Raw genomic sequence first — 16232 nt, 5'->3', positions numbered from 1 at the left:
GTTTTTTCTTTATGAAGTTTTTTATATAAATTTTAAAAAACTATGAGTACAAAATCAAAAAAACACCAATTAAAATACCAGCTAAAGGTATTAGTTTTTTACGTTTGTTTTTCTCTTTAAAAACCAAACCGCCAATAACTACAGCTATTATTAATTGACTTCTTTTTATGGCAGACAATAACATAATTAAGGCTTCCGGATCTTGTAATGCTTTAAAATAAAAATAATCTGCGGCTTGTAATAAAACACCAACGGCAATTATAGACCAACGAAACTTAAATGCTTTCCGTTTTTCCGCATACGGAAACCAAGTAATACTTAAGATAATCAGTAAAATGAGTATGGTATACAAACAAAACCAGAATTGTAATGTTTGTGGATTTAAGCTTAAATTCTGAATTAAAAATTTATCATACAAACCACTTGAAGCGCCTAAAAATGTAGCTCCAATTATGGCGAAAATCCATTTATTTCTCTTAAAATTAATACCTTCCTTTTTACCAATTCTAGAATATAAAATAACCGAAAAGATAATTAAGAAAAAACCAATCCATTGATACAAATTTGGACTTTCTTTATAAATTACAATAGCGCCAATAAACGTAAAAAAAGGTCCAGCACTTCTAATGGGCGTTACAATAGTTATTGGTAAATGTTTTAAAGCTTGATAGGCTAAAACCCATGAAGCCGCCATTATAGCAGACTTTATAAAAATAAAACCATGCGTTTTCCAAGGTATTTGTTGAAAATCATAACCGTTTTCTTGCGCATAATCTGGATAGAAAACAGAAAATAGATAAAAACTAGCTACAAACAAAAATCCGCTAGAAACAGTACCTAAAAGTACAGGGAAAACCTCATTACCTTGTACAGCGTGTTTTTTACATAAACTGTGTAATCCTAAAAAAAGTGCGGCTAATAAGCCTAAATACATCCACATAATGTTCCCTAAAAAAGTTTGTTAGATGTTATTTCTTAAAAAGTATGACGTAATTCTTCAGTTGAAGAAGCGCTTAATAATTGATTAAATGTTTTTATGCTATTAAAATCACTTGTAATAGCATCAGAAACTGCGACTCCAGAAATACCAGTTTTTAAAATAGCTGAAATATCTTTTGTGGTAATACCTCCAAAACCAATAATTGGTGTTTCTGTTTTTAAAGCTTCAATAATAGCTGTATAACCATTCAATCCTAAAACAGCACTTTTTTTGTTTTCTGTATTTGTATTTTTAAAAGCCTCTAAACTAATATAGTCTACTTTTTTACTAAGCAATGTTTCACAGTCTTCCAAAGTGTTTGCAGTTGCTCCAATAATTTGCCAAGTATATAAGTTTTCTATAGCTGTAGTAGGGCAGAAGTCCGTTTTTTCTAAATGAACACCATCTGCTTTTATCTTTTTTGCTATTTTAAAATGATTATTAATTAATAATCTAGTTTGAAAATGAGCAGTAATTTCTCTTGCCTCTGTTGCTATTTTTAAATATTTACTTTCTGAAATATTTTCTAAACGCAATTGCACCAATTCTGCTCCAGAAGAACAGGCAGTTTGTATATTTTTTAAATGTTCTTTAGGTGAATTTCCTTGAGATATATAATGTAGCTTAGGTATTGTCATGATCTAGTGTTGTTAAAGAAATGAAAATTTCTAAATTGAAACTTTTTTAGCGTATTGCATAAAATAAGACTCAAACTTTTTTAACGTTGGATCTATTTTTTCTGAATACAAAACAAACTGACATTTTTCAATACTTTGAGAGATGGACATTAAAGCTGTATACGATTTCTTTTGTTTTAAAAACTCAGCATCATCAATACTTAACATCTTTAACTGACTCGTATTTACACCATTCAATAAAAACAACTTATTTAATGTAATTGGTGTAGAAATTAGCACATCTACACCTTCAAAAATTTCAGAACGTTGTGTATCAATATGTAACTGTTCGTAACCAACATACACACGTAAATCTGTATATCTAGTGTATTTTACAAAAGCATCATACATTTCTAAGGCTTTCTCTTTGTTTTCTACTAAAACAATGGTTCTTGGCGCAGTTCCAACAGGTTCAAACTTTAACTTCTGTAAGGTTGTAAGTATTAATGCTGTTGTTTTTCCACCATCTTTTGGAGCAGTACAATAAACATTTGCACCACTTTTTATTACAGGAATTCCTTTTTTCTGTATTTCTGTAGGTGAAGTTATTTCTAAGTTCTCAAGCTTTTCTTGAATTGTAGGATGTAGTTTTTTAAAAGGCATAGTGTAATAAAACTGATTATCTAACGTAATAAATGACCGCAAAGATACAACTAAATTGAGGTAGTTATAATCATAATATTTAAATTATAAATACAGTGTAAGTCCTTATAAACAAACAGTTAAAAACCTTATATATAATCTGTAAACTAATAGTAATTTGATACATTAATTGTTTAGCCAATAACTTTAATGTCTCAAAACTACTTCCATATAGCTACAATATACTTCAATCACGAGTATTTTAAAGATAAAATATTTAAACATGTTGAGTTTTATTTGGATGAAGATTCAAATACAATAACAAAAAATTTAGGAATCTTTTTTAAACCTAATAAAGGAAATTTACAAATATTTGCTACAAACCCAAGGGAATTAGTATTAGAAAATTCAGCTATTTCTTTTAGAGTAAGTTTTAGAAATAATACTTCAGAATATATAAGTTATACGGATATTAAAAACTATTTCTCAGAAGATAAAATACTCTACTTCAGTAATTCAGATAGTAAATTTAATGTAACTAAAAACACTTTTTTGTTGCACTCAGAAGATTTTGTTGACAATAATGATACAAAAACAATAAAAGAAATAAGAAAGGAAGGTTTAATTAACCAAAATAATAAACCATTGGGTATTCTAGAGTTCTTTGTACAAGATTTATTCCGAACTTATATAGCAAACAGTGTAGCTAATTATGCCGTTAATTTTAAAACTAAACATACTGTTTGGAGGTATTTTATCATTAATAATTCCACTCTAAAATTAGAAGATGTAAGCATTATTCAAAAAGGAAAAGGAGTTGTTTTTAAAGAACCTATACAAGAAACTCTAGCAAATGGTCAAAAAGCATTGGTTTTTGAATCAAACAACAAAATCCCTTTATTGGAATATTCCGAAGAAACGTATCAACTTATAGAAAATTATAATTCAAATTTAGGTCCAGAAAGAATAATTATTAGCAGTTTACCAATTGCGAACCCAAAACAATTAAAATTTAATACATCGAATACTACATACTACTCACATATGTATATATATATTTAAAGTAATAATATGGGAAAAACATTTAAAACTCCGGGCGTATTTATTGAAGAAGTACCTGCTTTTTCTAGTTCTGTGGCACAAGTTTTAACTTCTATACCAGTTTTTATTGGTTATACAGAAAGGGCCGAAAACGGTATAAATAAACCTATAAAAATTACTTCTTATGGAGATTATATTAGCTTATTTGGAGATGCTTTTAAATCGAAATTCGACATATTAAAACCAAATGAAGACGAAACAAGACCACTTGTCAGCTTAAATGGTGAAGATTATGTTATTGATTATAAGGAAAATAATAAAGCATTTATGAATCCTTGCATCAAACTGTTTTATGAAAATGGAGGCGGAGCATGCTACATTGTTTCCGTAGGAACTTACCAAGACAAAGATCATGTTAAAATTGATCTTGACGAATTACTTGGCACACATACTGAAGGTGGACTTAAAACTTTACGTAACCAACCAGAACCAACTATAATTGTAATTCCTGATGCTGTAAATTTAGAAAATGATAGTTTTAAACTCTATAAAAGCGTTTTAAAACAATGTGCAGAAATACAAAGTAGATTTACAATTGTAGATATTTACAATGGTTATAAAAACAGAATAGATTCAGAAATTGATATTATAACCAACTTTAGAGAAAAAATAGGCACAGAAAATCTTAGTTATGGAGCTGTTTATTATCCGTGGTTGCAAGCCATTGTTGTACAAAAAACAACGATAACATTTCAGAATATAAACCTCCAATTAACAGAAATAGTGCACTTATTACCAGAAGCATCAGCAAAAACAGTTATTACAACCTATTTAGAATCAGAAGATTTTAGCCAAGAAAACAATGCAAACCTTCATGCAAGTCTTATTATAAATAGCCCAACTTACAATACAATTATTGATAGTATGCATTTGCTATTAAACAGGTTGCCGCCTTCTGCTGCAATGGCAGGTATTTACACAAGAGTAGATAATGATAGAGGCGTTTGGAATGCACCCGCAAATGTAAATGTTTCAAGCGTACTTAAACCAGTAGTACATATTACAAGTGATGAGCAACAAGATTTAAATGTTTCATTTGATGGTAAATCTATAAATGCAATTAGAGCCTTTCCTGGAAATGGTATTTTAGTTTGGGGAGCTCGTACTTTAGATGGAAATAGTAACGATTGGCGTTATATTAATGTTCGTAGAACAATAATTATGATAGAACAATCCATTAAACTAGCTTTAAAAGCCTATGCTTTTGAACCCAATAATTTAAATACATGGAATTCTGTAAAAAGTATGATTAACAATTACCTTACTATAATGTGGAGAAACGGCGCTTTAGCAGGAACAAAACCAGAAGATGCTTTTAGTGTTATTATTGGTTTAGGTAACACCATGACAAGTACAGATATATTAGAAGGTAGAATGTTGGTTACTGTAATGTTAGCAATTGTAAGACCTGCCGAATTTATTCTAGTAAGGTTTGAGCAAAAAACACAAGAAGCATAATTATAAACTTTATAAAATCTAAAGATTATGGCAGGAGAAGCACAAGACAAAAATTGGCCATTACCAAAATTTTACTTTACAGTAGATTTAGGTGGAGGAATGGCAGATGCATCATTTCAAGAAGTTGCAGGATTAGATATAGAAGCACAAATTATAGAATACAGACATGGTGATTCTAAAATATTTTCGAATCAAAAAATGCCTGGATTGGCAAAATACGGCAATGTAACGCTCAAGAAAGGAATCTTTGTAAAAGATAATCAGTTTTTTAATTGGTATTCCAGCATAAAGATGAATGTAGTAAAACGCGATACAGTAACCATAAAACTGTTAGACGAAGGCGGAAATCCAACAATGACATGGACACTTACAAATGCATGGCCAACTAAAATAAGTGCTACAGATCTTAAAGTAGATGGTAATGAAGTTGCAATAGAAACCATAGAATTAGCTCACGAAGGTTTAAAAATTACAAATGCGTAATAGATGAATGAAACAGCTACAGTTCTTGGCAATAACAACGCGTTTTATTTTACACTTAAGTTCAGTGGAGATAACGGAAATGAATCTAGTTTTCAAGAAATTACAGGTTTAAGTGTAACTTTAAAAACTGAAAAAATAAAAGAAGGAGGCCAAAATAGATTTATTCACCGCGTTCCAACTCCTCCAAAATATAAAGATTTAGTATTAAAACGTGGTTTAATAGCAAGTCCTGTTTTAATAAACTGGTGTAAAAACACTTTGGAAAATGTTGGTTTAACTTCTAAAATTGAACCAAAAGAAATCCAAATATCATTGAGAAATGCAGCAGGAGAAAATATGGGTTCTTGGCAATTTACTAGTGCATATCCAATTAGTTGGGAAATAGCTTCACTAAGTAATACAAGCAATGCGTTACTCATTGAAACACTAACCTTAAGTTATGCTTATTTTGAAAGAACTTTATAAATATAAAACGTGTACTTATGATTATTCTAAAAATTATTATTTGGATTGTAGCAATAGTAGGAGCCTTAATGCTAATTTATAATATTACTACGTTTCATTGGCCAAGAGGTTGGAAAGCCAATATTTATTACAAAAAAGATTTTTCTAATAAAATGTGCGCCATTGTGGGTGCAAAAAATAGAGGTGAAATTACTGAAGAAGTAGCGTTTAAGGCGCTTGAAAAAGAATACCTAGCCGATAAAGCTGTAATAGATCTAAACGAATTAATACATAGTAATGGTTTAAATCATGGAAACAAATGGAGCATTGGCTATTCTGCCATGTTTAGTCAAGACCAAAACCAAACACCAATACCAATTATGGAATATTGGTCTGAAGAGTTTATACAATTTAGTTTGCAAAAAATTAAAGAAGGCGCAAGACCTGGTTTTATAGCTAATTTTTATGATAAAAATCTTCGTAGGTATTTTTAATGGATTTTAATTCCAAAACAATTGTAAAACATAATTTTCTGGTTTTATAAGTCATAAAATAATCTACTAAAGCATAGATTCCAAAACCTCCCAAACATTTTTTGCTAATATTTTATGACCTTCTTTTGTAGGATGAATTCCATCGGCTTGGTTTAACGAAGTAATTCCACCCACATTTTCTAGTAAAAAAGGAATTAAATACAAGTCGTTTTTCTCAACCAAAACAGGAAATATATTTTTAAATTCGGCAGTATATTCTTGTCCCATATTTGGAGGTATTTGCATACCTGCCAACACAATTTTTGTTGCAGGATATTTTGTTTTTACAGCCGTAATAATGGCTTGTAAATTAGTTTTTGTTTCTTTTAAAGGAACACCTCTTAAACCATCATTTGCACCTAATTCTAAAATAAAAATGGTTGGTTCTTGATTTAAAACCCAATCAATTCTATTTTTTCCGCCGGCTGTAGTTTCTCCACTAATACCAGAGTTGATAACCGTATAACCTAACTGTAAAGAATCTATATTGTGTTGTATAATTCCTGGAAAAGCATCATTTACATCGTCTAAACCTAAACCTGCGGTTAAACTATCTCCAAAAAAAACAATCTTTTTAGAAGTACTTTTTTCAGGAGTTTCCGTGGCTGTTTTAGAGTTTACTTCCTCAGAAATAATTCCCTTTTTAGGAGCATCCGTTTTACAAGAAATCAATACAATTAAGAAAGAAAAATAACATAACTTTAAGAAAATTGTGCTTGTTAAGTTGTGGTTATTCTTCGTTAAATGATTATTTTTCAGCATCAGTATATTTTTATTTAGATTCCCGTTTTACTGAATCAAGTTCAGCACAAGTTATGGGAATGATAATTTCAACAGAAACCTCAAGGAATATTGCCTAGAGGAATTATTTTTTCAATTAAAAACAAATTAATGTCAAAGATATTAAAGATTAATGATTTAGAGAAAACTTATACAAGTGGTTCTAAAAAATTAACAGTAATTAGTAACATTTCTTTTGAAGTAGAAAAAGGAAGTATTTTCTCTATTGTTGGGCCTTCTGGAAGTGGAAAAACAACCTTATTAGGCTTGTGTGCCGGTTTAGATTATCCTACTTCTGGTGCTATTGAATTATGTGGAGCACCTTTGCAAGATTTAAATGAAGATGAACTTGCTGGTTTACGTAACAAAGAAGTTGGCTTTATTTTTCAGAATTTTCAATTGTTACCAACCTTAACAGCTTTAGAAAATGTAATTGTTCCGTTAGAATTACAAGGTGAAAAAAATGCCGCTAAATCAGGAATTGAATTACTTACAAAAGTAGGTTTGGCAGATCGTCTGCATCATTATCCGTCACAATTATCTGGAGGAGAGCAACAAAGAGTTGCTTTGGCAAGAGCGTTTGCTAACAAACCTTCAATTTTATTTGCAGATGAACCTACAGGAAACTTAGACGAAGAAACAGGCGAGAAGGTAATTCAGTTATTGTTTGAATTGAATAAAGAAGCCGGTACAACTTTGGTAATTATTACACACGATTTAGATTTGGCAAATAGAACCCAACAAATATTACGATTAAAAGGAGGGAAGATCATTTCTAACGAAAAAACAGCCAACATTTAATGAGCAAATTTAATACAAAAGCAAATTTTAACTGGCTTTTAAAAATGGCTTGGAGAGATGGAAAAGCAAGCATTTCTAGATTGATGCTTTTTATGGCGTCTATAATTCTAGGAATTGCTGCGGTAGTTTCCATTCAATTGTTTAGCGAGAATTTAAAAGATAATATAAAATTACAGTCCAAATCTTTAATGGGCGCCGATTTTATTATCGATAGTAGAAAAGCACCTTCAGAAAAAGTATTACAAATTATTGATTCTTTAGGCGCAACTGCATCGGAAGTAAACTTTGTTTCCATGGCTGCTTTTCCTAAAAATGAAGCTACTAAACTAGTAAAAGTAAGAGCTTTAGAAGGTAATTTTCCTTTTTATGGAAGTTTAACCACAGTTCCAGAAAATGCTGGAGAAAACTACCAACAATTAGGTGGCGCTTTGGTAGATGCAACCTTGTTATTACAATATAATTTAAACCCTGGAGATTCTATAAAACTAGGTAAAGTTACGTTTCCTATCATTGGTGCTTTAAAATCGATTCCGGGAAGCACAGCAATTTCATCTTCAATTGCACCAAGCGTTTTAATTCCGTTTCGTTTTTTAGCACAAACAGAATTATTACAATTAGGAAGTAGGAGTGAATACCAATATTTCTTTAAAGCCCCAGAAATGGATTTAGAGTTATTGGAAGAAAAAATAGATCCTATTTTAGATGATGAAGAAGCAGATTTAGACACACACACAAGTACAAGCCAACGTTTAGGAAAAAGGTATGAGAATGTAAGCCGATTCTTAAATTTAGTTGCATTTATTGCGTTGTTATTGGGTTGTATTGGAATTGCGAGTTCTGTGCATATTTACATCAAAGAAAAACTAAAAAACGTTGCTGTTTTAAAGTGTTTAGGCGCTTCTAGAAGGCAATCTTTCTTAATTTACTTGATTCAGATTATTGGAATTGGACTTATTGGAGGTCTTATTGGTGCTGCAATTGGTACAAGTTTACAATTTGCTTTTCCGTATATTTTACAAGACTTTTTACCTTTTGATGTAGCAATTTCAATCTCATTTCAACCAATACTAATGGGAATTGTTTTAGGTGTAATAATGTCCGTTTTATTTGCATTATTACCACTTTTAGGCACTTGGTATGTTTCGCCTTTAGAAGTTTTAAGAGGTTCTGAAGACAATTTACAAAAGCCTAAAAAAGCAAGAATTCTCGTTTTAATAGCCATTTTGTTGTTTGTCTTTTTATTCTCTTTTTGGATGTTAAAAAGTGCCGTAAACGGAATTATTTTTACTATTGGTATTTTTATAACCTTTGCAATAATGGCTGGTGTTTCCAGTTTATTTATCAAACTGATTAAAAAGTTTTTCCCGAGTTCTTGGGGATACACAAAACGACAAAGTTTATTGAATTTATTTAGACCAAACAACCAAACGATGGTATTGGTTTTAGCAATTGGTTTGGGTACTTTTTTAATCAGTACGCTATATTTTACCAAAGATATTTTATTGGCAAAAACTTCTTTAGAGAATAAGAAAACTGACGCTAATATCATTTTAATGGATGTGCAAAGCAATCAAGAAACTGCACTTTTAAACAATTTTAAAAGCAAAGGTTTAGAAGTGATTGATAACATACCAATTGTTACTATGCGAATGGAAAAAATTCGTGGAAAATCTGTCAATGAAATTAGAAATGACACGACTATAAAAATGCCTAAATGGATGCTAAATCGTGAATTTAGGGTTTCTTACAGAAATACATTGTCTTCCACAGAAGAGTTGTTAGAAGGTGATTTTCCAGGAAAATCGGAACAAGGAAAACCAATTTTAGTATCTATTGCAGACAATCTTGCTAAAGATGCACAATTAGAAATTGGTGATGCAGTTGTATTTAATATTCAAGGAGTATTAATGGAAACCACTATTGGAAGTATTAGAAAAGTAGATTGGAGCAGTATGCAAGTCAACTTTATGATTTTATTTCCGACTGGAGTTTTAGAAAAAGCGCCTAAATTTAACGTGATGACAACCTATGCGCCCAATGAAGAACGTTCTGCAGAATTGCAAAGAGATGTTGTTAAGAAGTTTCCCAATGTTACTATTTTAGATTTACGTCAAGTCTTTACTATTGTAGAAGACATTTTAGATAAAATTTCGTGGATTATCAATTTCATGGCATTTTTCAGCATTCTAACAGGTTTTATTGTGCTAATTGGTTCTGTTAGAAATAGCAAGTATCAACGCATAAAAGAAAGTGTTTTGCTAAGAACTTTAGGAGCTAAAAGCAAACAAATTTTACAAATAACAGCCTTAGAATATGTGTATTTAGGTTTATTAGGAAGTTTAACTGGGATTTTATTGTCTTTAGTTGGAAGTCAATTATTGGCAACTTTGTTGTTTAAAGAACCGTTTGTACCATCATTAATTCCGTTTTTGGTCTTTCTACCAGGAATTACAATTTTAGTGGTTGTTATTGGATTGAGTAATTTAAAATCAGTATTAAATAGTCCGCCTTTAGAAGTTTTGAGGAAAGAAGTTTAGAGAATTGTTTCTTTTATAAAACAGGAAAGTAGGAGAGAAGGGAAAAATTAAACTGCAATTTCACCTTGCTCTTCTACTACAAAAACACCCCAATCTGCAATAGATTGTACAACTGGAATTAAAGTTTTACCTAAATCTGTTAAAGAATATTCTACTTTTAGAGGTGGTTTAGATGTGTAAACCTTTCTTTTTACAATACCATCTTCCTCCAAAGTTTTAAGTTGTAAACTTAAGGTACGTTCAGTAACTGTAGGAATTTCCTTTCTTAATTCATTATAACGTAAAGTTTTTCCAATTAAATGAAATAGAATTACAGTTTTCCATTTTCCGCCAATAATTCCCATTGTTAAACTTGCACAACAAGGGTACTCTTTTCCGTTATATTTATGTATCATTATGTTATTTTATTACAAAGATATAATACTATACTTACTTATACAACTATACTTTTTATAGTAAATTTAACATTAAGTTATGTGATTGATTGTTAGTTATTTAATTTAGATTTATGCAATTATTTTATACTATCCTTTTTGACCGTTATTGTGTAAATATTTAACTATATATACTTTTGCCACTATAAAAATGATAGTATAACTAAAAACATATAAAAATGAATTTAAAAGAAGTATTAAACTGGAGATACACAACAAAGGAATATAACCCAACTAAAAAAATATCTGATGCAGATATGGCCGAAGTTAAAAATTTATTAAGAATGAGTCCATCAAGTGTAAATTTACAACCTTGGCATTTTATAGTTGCTGAAACTACAGAAGGTAAAGCACGTATTGCAAAAGGAACACAAGGCTTTTTTCATTTTAACGAACCAAAAGTAACAAACGCTTCAGCTGTTGTATTGTTTTGTGTTAAAACTGATGCTGATGACACCTATTTTAATCATATTGCCGATTCTGAAGACAAAAATGGAAGGTTTCCCAATGAAGACATCAAAAACGGATACCTAGGAGCTGTTAAGGCTTTTGCAGGTATTCATAAATACGATTTAAAAGATTTACAACATTGGATGGAAAAACAAGTATATCTTAATATTGGAAGCTTTTTATTAGGAGTTGCAAGTTTAGGGATTGATGCTACACCAATGGAAGGAATAGATGTAAAAGCGTTAGATGAAGAATTTGGTTTAAGAGAAAAAGGATACACTTCTTTAGTTGCCGTATCTTTAGGCTATAGAGCGGAATCTGATTTTAATTCAACAGAAAAAACGCCAAAATCTAGATTAGCTGAAAGTGAAATTTTCACTCAAATATAATTTGCAATAAACATTAAGTCATGAAAAAAAGTATAATCACTTTCGTAGCAATATTATTTTGTATTTATACAAACGCACAAACACCAACAACAGATGCTGTAAAATCAAAAAATGAAGTAGTAACTGCAGACAACGTAGAATGGGGTTGGTTAAATCCGCTACGAGGAGATAAAAGTCCAGCCGCAGGAAAACTTTGGGGAGATAGAACTAAAAATGAGCCAGCAGGATTTTTAGTGAAATTCAAGAAAGGATTTTCTTCGCCAGCACATATTCATAACATTACTTATCGAGGTGTAGTTATTAAAGGTTTATTACATAACGATGATGAAAATGCTGAAAAACAATGGCTACCAGCAGGTTCCTATTGGCAACAACCAGCAGGTGAAGCACATATAACTGCAGCAGGTAGTCAAGAAAACATGGCTTTTTTAGATATTCAAGAAGGTCCATACTTGGTGCAGCCAACTTCTGAAGCTTTTGATAATGGTGAAAAACCTGTAAACGTAGACAAAACCAATTTAGTTTGGTTAAATGCTAATGATATAGAGTGGGTTGCTGCAAAAAGTAATGTAGAAACCGCATTTTTATGGGGGAGCCACAATAAAAATCAATTACGTGCAACGCTTTTAAAATTACCAGCAGGTTTCAGTGGGAAAATCAAAAATTTGAGCCCCAATTTTAGAGCTGTAGTTATTTCTGGAGGATTAATGCAACAGTTTTCTAAAAAAGGAGTTGTAAACCAATTAAATGCTCCATCTTATTTTGGGGCTGAAGAAAATGCAACTTCAATAATTTCTACGGATAAAGAAACAGTTATTTACATAAGAAGTAATGGCAAGTTTGAATTGACTTTAAGATAGATAATTTAAGATAATTAAAGCGCAAATATTTTAGTGAAAATTATTTCATCTAATTTGGTTAAATTCGTGAAATGAAAAAAATTCTAATTTTATTTTCGCATCCTAAATTCGAAAAATCGAGAGTTAATCTATCATTGATTAACCATATTAAATACAAGGAAAACGTAACTTTTCATGATTTGTATGAGCAATATCCAGATTTTCATATTGACGTAAATGCCGAAAAAGAATTACTTAATAAGCATGATGTTATCATTTGGCATCATCCTTTTTATTGGTACAGTTGTCCGCCTTTAATGAAACAGTGGATTGATATGGTGTTAGAATTCAATTGGGCTTATGGACCAAAAGGCAACGCTTTACAAAACAAGATTTGTTTAAATACAATTACAACAGGCGGTACTAAAGAAGTTTACTGCTCTGAAGGGTATAATAGTTTTACCATTAAACAATTTTTAAGACCTTTTGAGCAAACTGCTATTTTGTGTGGTATGGAATATTTTCCTCCATTTGCAGTAATGGGTACTCATAATTTATCTGATGAAGTATTAGAGGATTACACTATTAACTACGGAAAATTTATAGATTTATTACAAGATGGATTAGATATTAATGATCTTGAAAATAAGTCGTTTTTAAATGATATTCCACAACTAAAACTTTAATAAAGCATGACAGGAAGTATACTTTTTGAAGCAATTGTATTTTTAGCAGGCGCTATTTTATGTGTTTCAATTGCCAAAAGATTAGGCTTAAGCTCTGTAATAGGATATTTACTAGCAGGAGTTTTAATTGGTCCGTACGTTTTAGGTTTTATAGGTGAAGAAGGACAAGACATTTTACATTTTGCGGAATTTGGGGTAGTTATGATGCTGTTTTTAATTGGACTAGAAATAGAACCAAAAAATTTCTGGAATATGAGAAAAACCATTCTAGGAATGGGAGGTTTACAAGTAGGAGGAACTATGTTACTTTCTTATCTTCTTTTTATTGGTTTAGGTTTCGACTGGAAAGTTTCATTGGTAATTTCAATGGCAGTAGCATTATCGTCAACAGCAATTGCAATGCAAACCATAAAAGAAAAAGGATTGATGGATACTACGTTTGGTACATCGTCATTTTCTATTTTATTGTTTCAAGATATCATCGTAATTTTTATGTTAGGTTTTATCCCGTTATTAGCAAATTCAGAAAGTGCTACAACATCAAAAAATCATGGAGATCAAGCTACTTTACTAGAAAGTCTTCCAATGGGTTTTCAAACATTAGCAATTATATTATCTGTTGTTTTAATTATAGTTGCTGGTAAATATTTAATAGTACCAATGTTAAGAAAAGTTGCAAAAACAGACGTTAGAGAATTACTTATTGCCGCAGCTTTGTTAATTGTCTTTGGAATTTCCTTTTTAATGGAGTATGTAGGAATAAGTCCTGCTTTAGGAGCGTTTTTAGGTGGAGTTGTATTATCTAATAGTGAGTTTAAACACGAGCTAGAAAGTACTTTAGAACCCTTTAAAAACTTATTATTAGGGTTATTCTTTATGGCGGTTGGTGCTTCTATTAACTTTATTGTAATCGCTAAAAATCCGCTTACAATTGGTGGAGTTTTAATTACAATTATAGTTCTAAAAGCCCTTGTTTTATATATTACAGGCGCTATTTTTAAGCTAAAATTAGACCAAAAACTATTGTTAACTTTTAGTTTAGCGCAAATAGGGGAATTTGCTTTTGTATTGCTATCATTTGCCTTTGGATTGAACATTTTGTCGCAAGATGAAATGGATATGCTGCTTGTAATTACTGCATTATCGATGTCTTTAACACCAATAATTGGTATTGTAAATGAACGTTTTATTCTTCCTAAAATAGGTACAAAAGAATCTGTAAAAAGACCAATGGATCATATTGCGAAATCACAAAAAATAATATTGGTTGGTTTTGGTCATTTTGGAAGTACAATTGGTCGTTTTTTACGATCTCATGGAGTAGAAGCAACCATTTTAGATCATGATTCTAATCGAGTAGATTTTCTTCGAAAAATGGGTTTCGAAGTCTATTATGGAGATGCAACACGATTAGACTTGTTAGAATCTGCAGGCATTGCAGAAGCTAAAATTATTATTTGTGCTACCAATAAAATAGGGGTTTCGAAAGCAATTAGTAAAATTGTGAAAGAAAAATATCCGCATGTAGAATTAATGATTCGTACAAAAAACAGGTACGATGCTTATGAATTATTAAATCTTGGGCACGAAAATATTTATAGAGAATCATTAGACACTTCTTTAGTTTTAGCTAAAGATGTTTTAAGTAAAATGGGGTTCAGAAAATATACATTAAACAGACAAGTACAGAACTTTAAGAAGTATGATGAAGAAAGTTTAAGACGATTAGCTTCTGAGCCAAAACGAGAAGAAGACTATATTTTTAAGGCAAGACAAGAACTTGCGCAACAAGAGAAGTTTTTAAACGAAGATTTTAAAAGAGGTGTTGTAGATTATGATCATCATTGGGATAGTGAACAGATTAGAAAAATTTTAAATAAAAAATAATACACTTTTTAAAATTAAAAATTACAGATTGGAAAAACTTTTTAAATACATAAAACGAATGTTAATATCTATTATAATATTTATAGTTGTTCTAGTAGCAGCTTATTTTTTATTTGTTGGTTTTTATCCAACTTTTGGTGGAGATGTTTCTAAAGAAAGGCAAGCAGAATTCACAAAATCTACACAATTTATCAAAGGAAAATTTGAAAATACAAAGCCAGTAAATATGAGCCAAAGTTTTTCAGAAACGTTAAACATGGCTAAAAAATTCTTTTTTACCAATGTAAAAAACGGAAGACCTAAAAATGATCTTTCAGTTAAAAAAATAGATTCATTAAACATTGTTAATTATGCAGATTCAACAAGATTTATTTGGTTTGGTCATTCTTCTTTTTTACTTCAAATAAATCAGAAAAATATTTTAATAGATCCTATGTTTAGTAATGTTCCTGCACCACATTCTATGTTAGGCGGAAAACGATTTAGTACAGAATTGCCAATTGAAGTGCAAAAATTACCTAAAATAGATGCTGTTATCATTTCGCATGACCATTATGATCATTTAGACTATGAATCAATTTCTATTTTAAAAGAAAAAGTAGATACTTTCTATACACCTTTAGGTGTTGGTGTACATTTAGAAGCTTGGGGAGTTCAAAAAGAAAGAATTATAGAATTAGATTGGTGGCAAGAAACTACTTTTTATGATTTAAAATTTGTTTGTACACCTGCAATACATTTTTCTGGAAGAAAATTTAGCAACGGACAAAGTACGCTTTGGAGTTCTTGGATAATTCAATCTAAATCTGAAAATATTTTCTTTAGTGGAGATAGTGGTTATGGTTCTCATTTTAAAGAAATAGGAGAGAAGTACGGACCTTTCGATTTTGCAATGATGGAATGTGGCCAATACAATGAAATGTGGCCAGAGATTCATATGTTTCCAGAAGAAACTGCTCAAGCTGGTGTAGATGTAAGAGCAAAAAAAGTAATGCCAATTCATTGGGGAGCTTTTAAATTAGCATTACACTCATGGACAGATCCTATAGAACGTATCACCAAAAAAGCCAATGAATTAAATCTACCTTTAATTACACCTAAAATTGGTGAGCCTTTTTTGTTAAATGAAAATAAAATTGATTCAGATAATTGGTGGAAATAGCTCTGTAACT

At 30.6% G+C, this 16232-nt stretch carries 17 protein-coding genes; 12 read left to right on the top strand and 5 right to left on the bottom strand.

All coding sequences use genetic code 11. The features are described from left to right. Positions 1-40 precede the first annotated feature (40 nt). The 3 genes from LPB136_RS03660 to LPB136_RS03650 are packed head-to-tail and all read right to left on the bottom strand — an operon-like array spanning position 41 to position 2259. Positions 41-940 (bottom strand): EamA family transporter, encoded by a 900-nt coding sequence (locus tag LPB136_RS03660; RefSeq protein WP_072554837.1) that lies wholly within the window; start codon positions 938-940, stop codon positions 41-43. Positions 941-975: 35 nt separating this feature from the next. Beyond that, positions 976-1617: a thiamine phosphate synthase gene (locus LPB136_RS03655; protein ID WP_072554836.1), complete on the bottom strand. Its 642-nt coding sequence runs from the start codon at positions 1615-1617 to the stop codon at positions 976-978. A 30-nt stretch (positions 1618-1647) separates the two neighbouring features. Next, complete coding sequence (locus LPB136_RS03650; protein WP_072554835.1) at positions 1648-2259, bottom strand: DEAD/DEAH box helicase; 612 nt, start codon at positions 2257-2259, stop codon at positions 1648-1650. Between the two features lie 189 nt (positions 2260-2448). On the opposite strand from LPB136_RS03650, the gene LPB136_RS03645 reads away from it, so the two are divergent. From LPB136_RS03645 to LPB136_RS03625, 5 genes are read left to right on the top strand one after another with little or no spacing between them, the layout of a single operon-like run. After that, positions 2449-3300: a hypothetical protein gene (locus tag LPB136_RS03645; RefSeq protein WP_072554834.1), complete on the top strand. Its 852-nt coding sequence runs from the start codon at positions 2449-2451 to the stop codon at positions 3298-3300. Positions 3301-3309: 9 nt separating this feature from the next. Further along, entirely contained in the window at positions 3310-4797 is a 1488-nt protein-coding gene (locus LPB136_RS03640) for a phage tail sheath family protein (protein WP_072554833.1), read from the top strand. A gap of 27 nt (positions 4798-4824) precedes the next feature. After that, positions 4825-5280, top strand: a complete 456-nt coding sequence (locus LPB136_RS03635; RefSeq protein WP_072554832.1) for a phage tail protein — start codon at positions 4825-4827, stop codon at positions 5278-5280. Positions 5281-5283: 3 nt separating this feature from the next. After that, complete coding sequence (locus LPB136_RS03630; RefSeq protein ID WP_072554831.1) at positions 5284-5745, top strand: phage tail protein; 462 nt, start codon at positions 5284-5286, stop codon at positions 5743-5745. Positions 5746-5762: 17 nt separating this feature from the next. Beyond that, the gene (locus LPB136_RS03625) at positions 5763-6218 is read left to right on the top strand and encodes a hypothetical protein (protein ID WP_072554830.1); all 456 of its coding nucleotides are present in this window, start codon (positions 5763-5765) and stop codon (positions 6216-6218) included. Between the two features lie 66 nt (positions 6219-6284). On the opposite strand, the gene LPB136_RS03620 is transcribed toward LPB136_RS03625, so the two are convergent. After that, positions 6285-7019 carry an arylesterase gene (locus LPB136_RS03620; protein WP_072554829.1) on the bottom strand — a complete coding sequence of 245 codons (735 nt, stop codon included), beginning with the start codon at positions 7017-7019 and terminating at the stop codon, positions 6285-6287. 129 nt (positions 7020-7148) lie between these two features. Between LPB136_RS03620 and LPB136_RS03615 the strand changes: the two genes are divergently transcribed. Further along, entirely contained in the window at positions 7149-7838 is a 690-nt protein-coding gene (locus LPB136_RS03615; protein WP_072554828.1) for an ABC transporter ATP-binding protein, read from the top strand. 44 nt (positions 7839-7882) lie between these two features. After that, positions 7883-10375 (top strand): ABC transporter permease, encoded by a 2493-nt coding sequence (locus LPB136_RS03610; protein WP_072556895.1) that lies wholly within the window; start codon positions 7883-7885, stop codon positions 10373-10375. A 47-nt stretch (positions 10376-10422) separates the two neighbouring features. Here LPB136_RS03610 and LPB136_RS03605 read toward each other — a convergent pair whose 3' ends face one another. Continuing rightward, positions 10423-10770 carry a winged helix-turn-helix transcriptional regulator gene (locus tag LPB136_RS03605; protein WP_204218360.1) on the bottom strand — a complete coding sequence of 116 codons (348 nt, stop codon included), beginning with the start codon at positions 10768-10770 and terminating at the stop codon, positions 10423-10425. A 218-nt stretch (positions 10771-10988) separates the two neighbouring features. Here LPB136_RS03605 and nfsB point away from each other — a divergent pair, with 218 nt between their 5' ends. From nfsB to LPB136_RS03580, 5 genes are all read left to right on the top strand, one after another. Continuing rightward, positions 10989-11648, top strand: coding sequence for an oxygen-insensitive NAD(P)H nitroreductase (nfsB, locus tag LPB136_RS03600; protein WP_072554827.1), 660 nt, complete (start codon positions 10989-10991; stop codon positions 11646-11648). Positions 11649-11668: 20 nt separating this feature from the next. Beyond that, on the top strand, positions 11669-12508 hold the full coding sequence (locus LPB136_RS03595) for a DUF4437 domain-containing protein (RefSeq protein WP_072554826.1): 840 nt from the start codon (positions 11669-11671) through the stop codon (positions 12506-12508). 71 nt (positions 12509-12579) lie between these two features. Further along, positions 12580-13173 carry an NAD(P)H-dependent oxidoreductase gene (locus LPB136_RS03590; RefSeq protein WP_072554825.1) on the top strand — a complete coding sequence of 198 codons (594 nt, stop codon included), beginning with the start codon at positions 12580-12582 and terminating at the stop codon, positions 13171-13173. 6 nt (positions 13174-13179) lie between these two features. Continuing rightward, a complete protein-coding gene (locus LPB136_RS03585) occupies positions 13180-15060 on the top strand; it encodes a monovalent cation:proton antiporter-2 (CPA2) family protein (protein ID WP_072554824.1) in 1881 nt (626 codons plus the stop codon). A gap of 28 nt (positions 15061-15088) precedes the next feature. Continuing rightward, positions 15089-16222, top strand: coding sequence for an MBL fold metallo-hydrolase (locus LPB136_RS03580; protein ID WP_335743867.1), 1134 nt, complete (start codon positions 15089-15091; stop codon positions 16220-16222). The last annotated feature ends 10 nt before the right edge of the window (positions 16223-16232 follow it).

This window comes from Tenacibaculum todarodis (genome assembly GCF_001889045.1).
In the GTDB taxonomy this organism is placed as follows: Bacteria; Bacteroidota; Bacteroidia; order Flavobacteriales; family Flavobacteriaceae; genus Polaribacter; species Polaribacter todarodis.
Note: the sequence above shows the minus strand (reverse complement) of the source record. Positions and strands in the feature narration are given on the sequence as shown.

Bases quoted from the DNA above. Each gene is read 5' to 3' on its own strand.
- LPB136_RS03605 (WP_204218360.1), bottom strand. From the start codon at position 10,770: ATGATACATAAATATAACGGAAAAGAGTACCCTTGTTGTGCAAGTTTA.
- LPB136_RS03585 (WP_072554824.1), top strand. From the start codon at position 13,180: ATGACAGGAAGTATACTTTTTGAAGCAATTGTATTTTTAGCAGGCGCT.
- nfsB (WP_072554827.1), top strand. From the start codon at position 10,989: ATGAATTTAAAAGAAGTATTAAACTGGAGATACACAACAAAGGAATAT.
- LPB136_RS03650 (WP_072554835.1), bottom strand. From the start codon at position 2,259: ATGCCTTTTAAAAAACTACATCCTACAATTCAAGAAAAGCTTGAGAAC.
- LPB136_RS03615 (WP_072554828.1), top strand. From the start codon at position 7,149: ATGTCAAAGATATTAAAGATTAATGATTTAGAGAAAACTTATACAAGT.
- LPB136_RS03610 (WP_072556895.1), top strand. From the start codon at position 7,883: ATGGCTTGGAGAGATGGAAAAGCAAGCATTTCTAGATTGATGCTTTTT.
- LPB136_RS03620 (WP_072554829.1), bottom strand. From the start codon at position 7,019: ATGCTGAAAAATAATCATTTAACGAAGAATAACCACAACTTAACAAGC.
- LPB136_RS03645 (WP_072554834.1), top strand. From the start codon at position 2,449: ATGTCTCAAAACTACTTCCATATAGCTACAATATACTTCAATCACGAG.
- LPB136_RS03660 (WP_072554837.1), bottom strand. From the start codon at position 940: ATGTGGATGTATTTAGGCTTATTAGCCGCACTTTTTTTAGGATTACAC.
- LPB136_RS03635 (WP_072554832.1), top strand. From the start codon at position 4,825: ATGGCAGGAGAAGCACAAGACAAAAATTGGCCATTACCAAAATTTTAC.
- LPB136_RS03630 (WP_072554831.1), top strand. From the start codon at position 5,284: ATGAATGAAACAGCTACAGTTCTTGGCAATAACAACGCGTTTTATTTT.
- LPB136_RS03595 (WP_072554826.1), top strand. From the start codon at position 11,669: ATGAAAAAAAGTATAATCACTTTCGTAGCAATATTATTTTGTATTTAT.
- LPB136_RS03655 (WP_072554836.1), bottom strand. From the start codon at position 1,617: ATGACAATACCTAAGCTACATTATATATCTCAAGGAAATTCACCTAAA.
- LPB136_RS03590 (WP_072554825.1), top strand. From the start codon at position 12,580: ATGAAAAAAATTCTAATTTTATTTTCGCATCCTAAATTCGAAAAATCG.
- LPB136_RS03640 (WP_072554833.1), top strand. From the start codon at position 3,310: ATGGGAAAAACATTTAAAACTCCGGGCGTATTTATTGAAGAAGTACCT.
- LPB136_RS03625 (WP_072554830.1), top strand. From the start codon at position 5,763: ATGATTATTCTAAAAATTATTATTTGGATTGTAGCAATAGTAGGAGCC.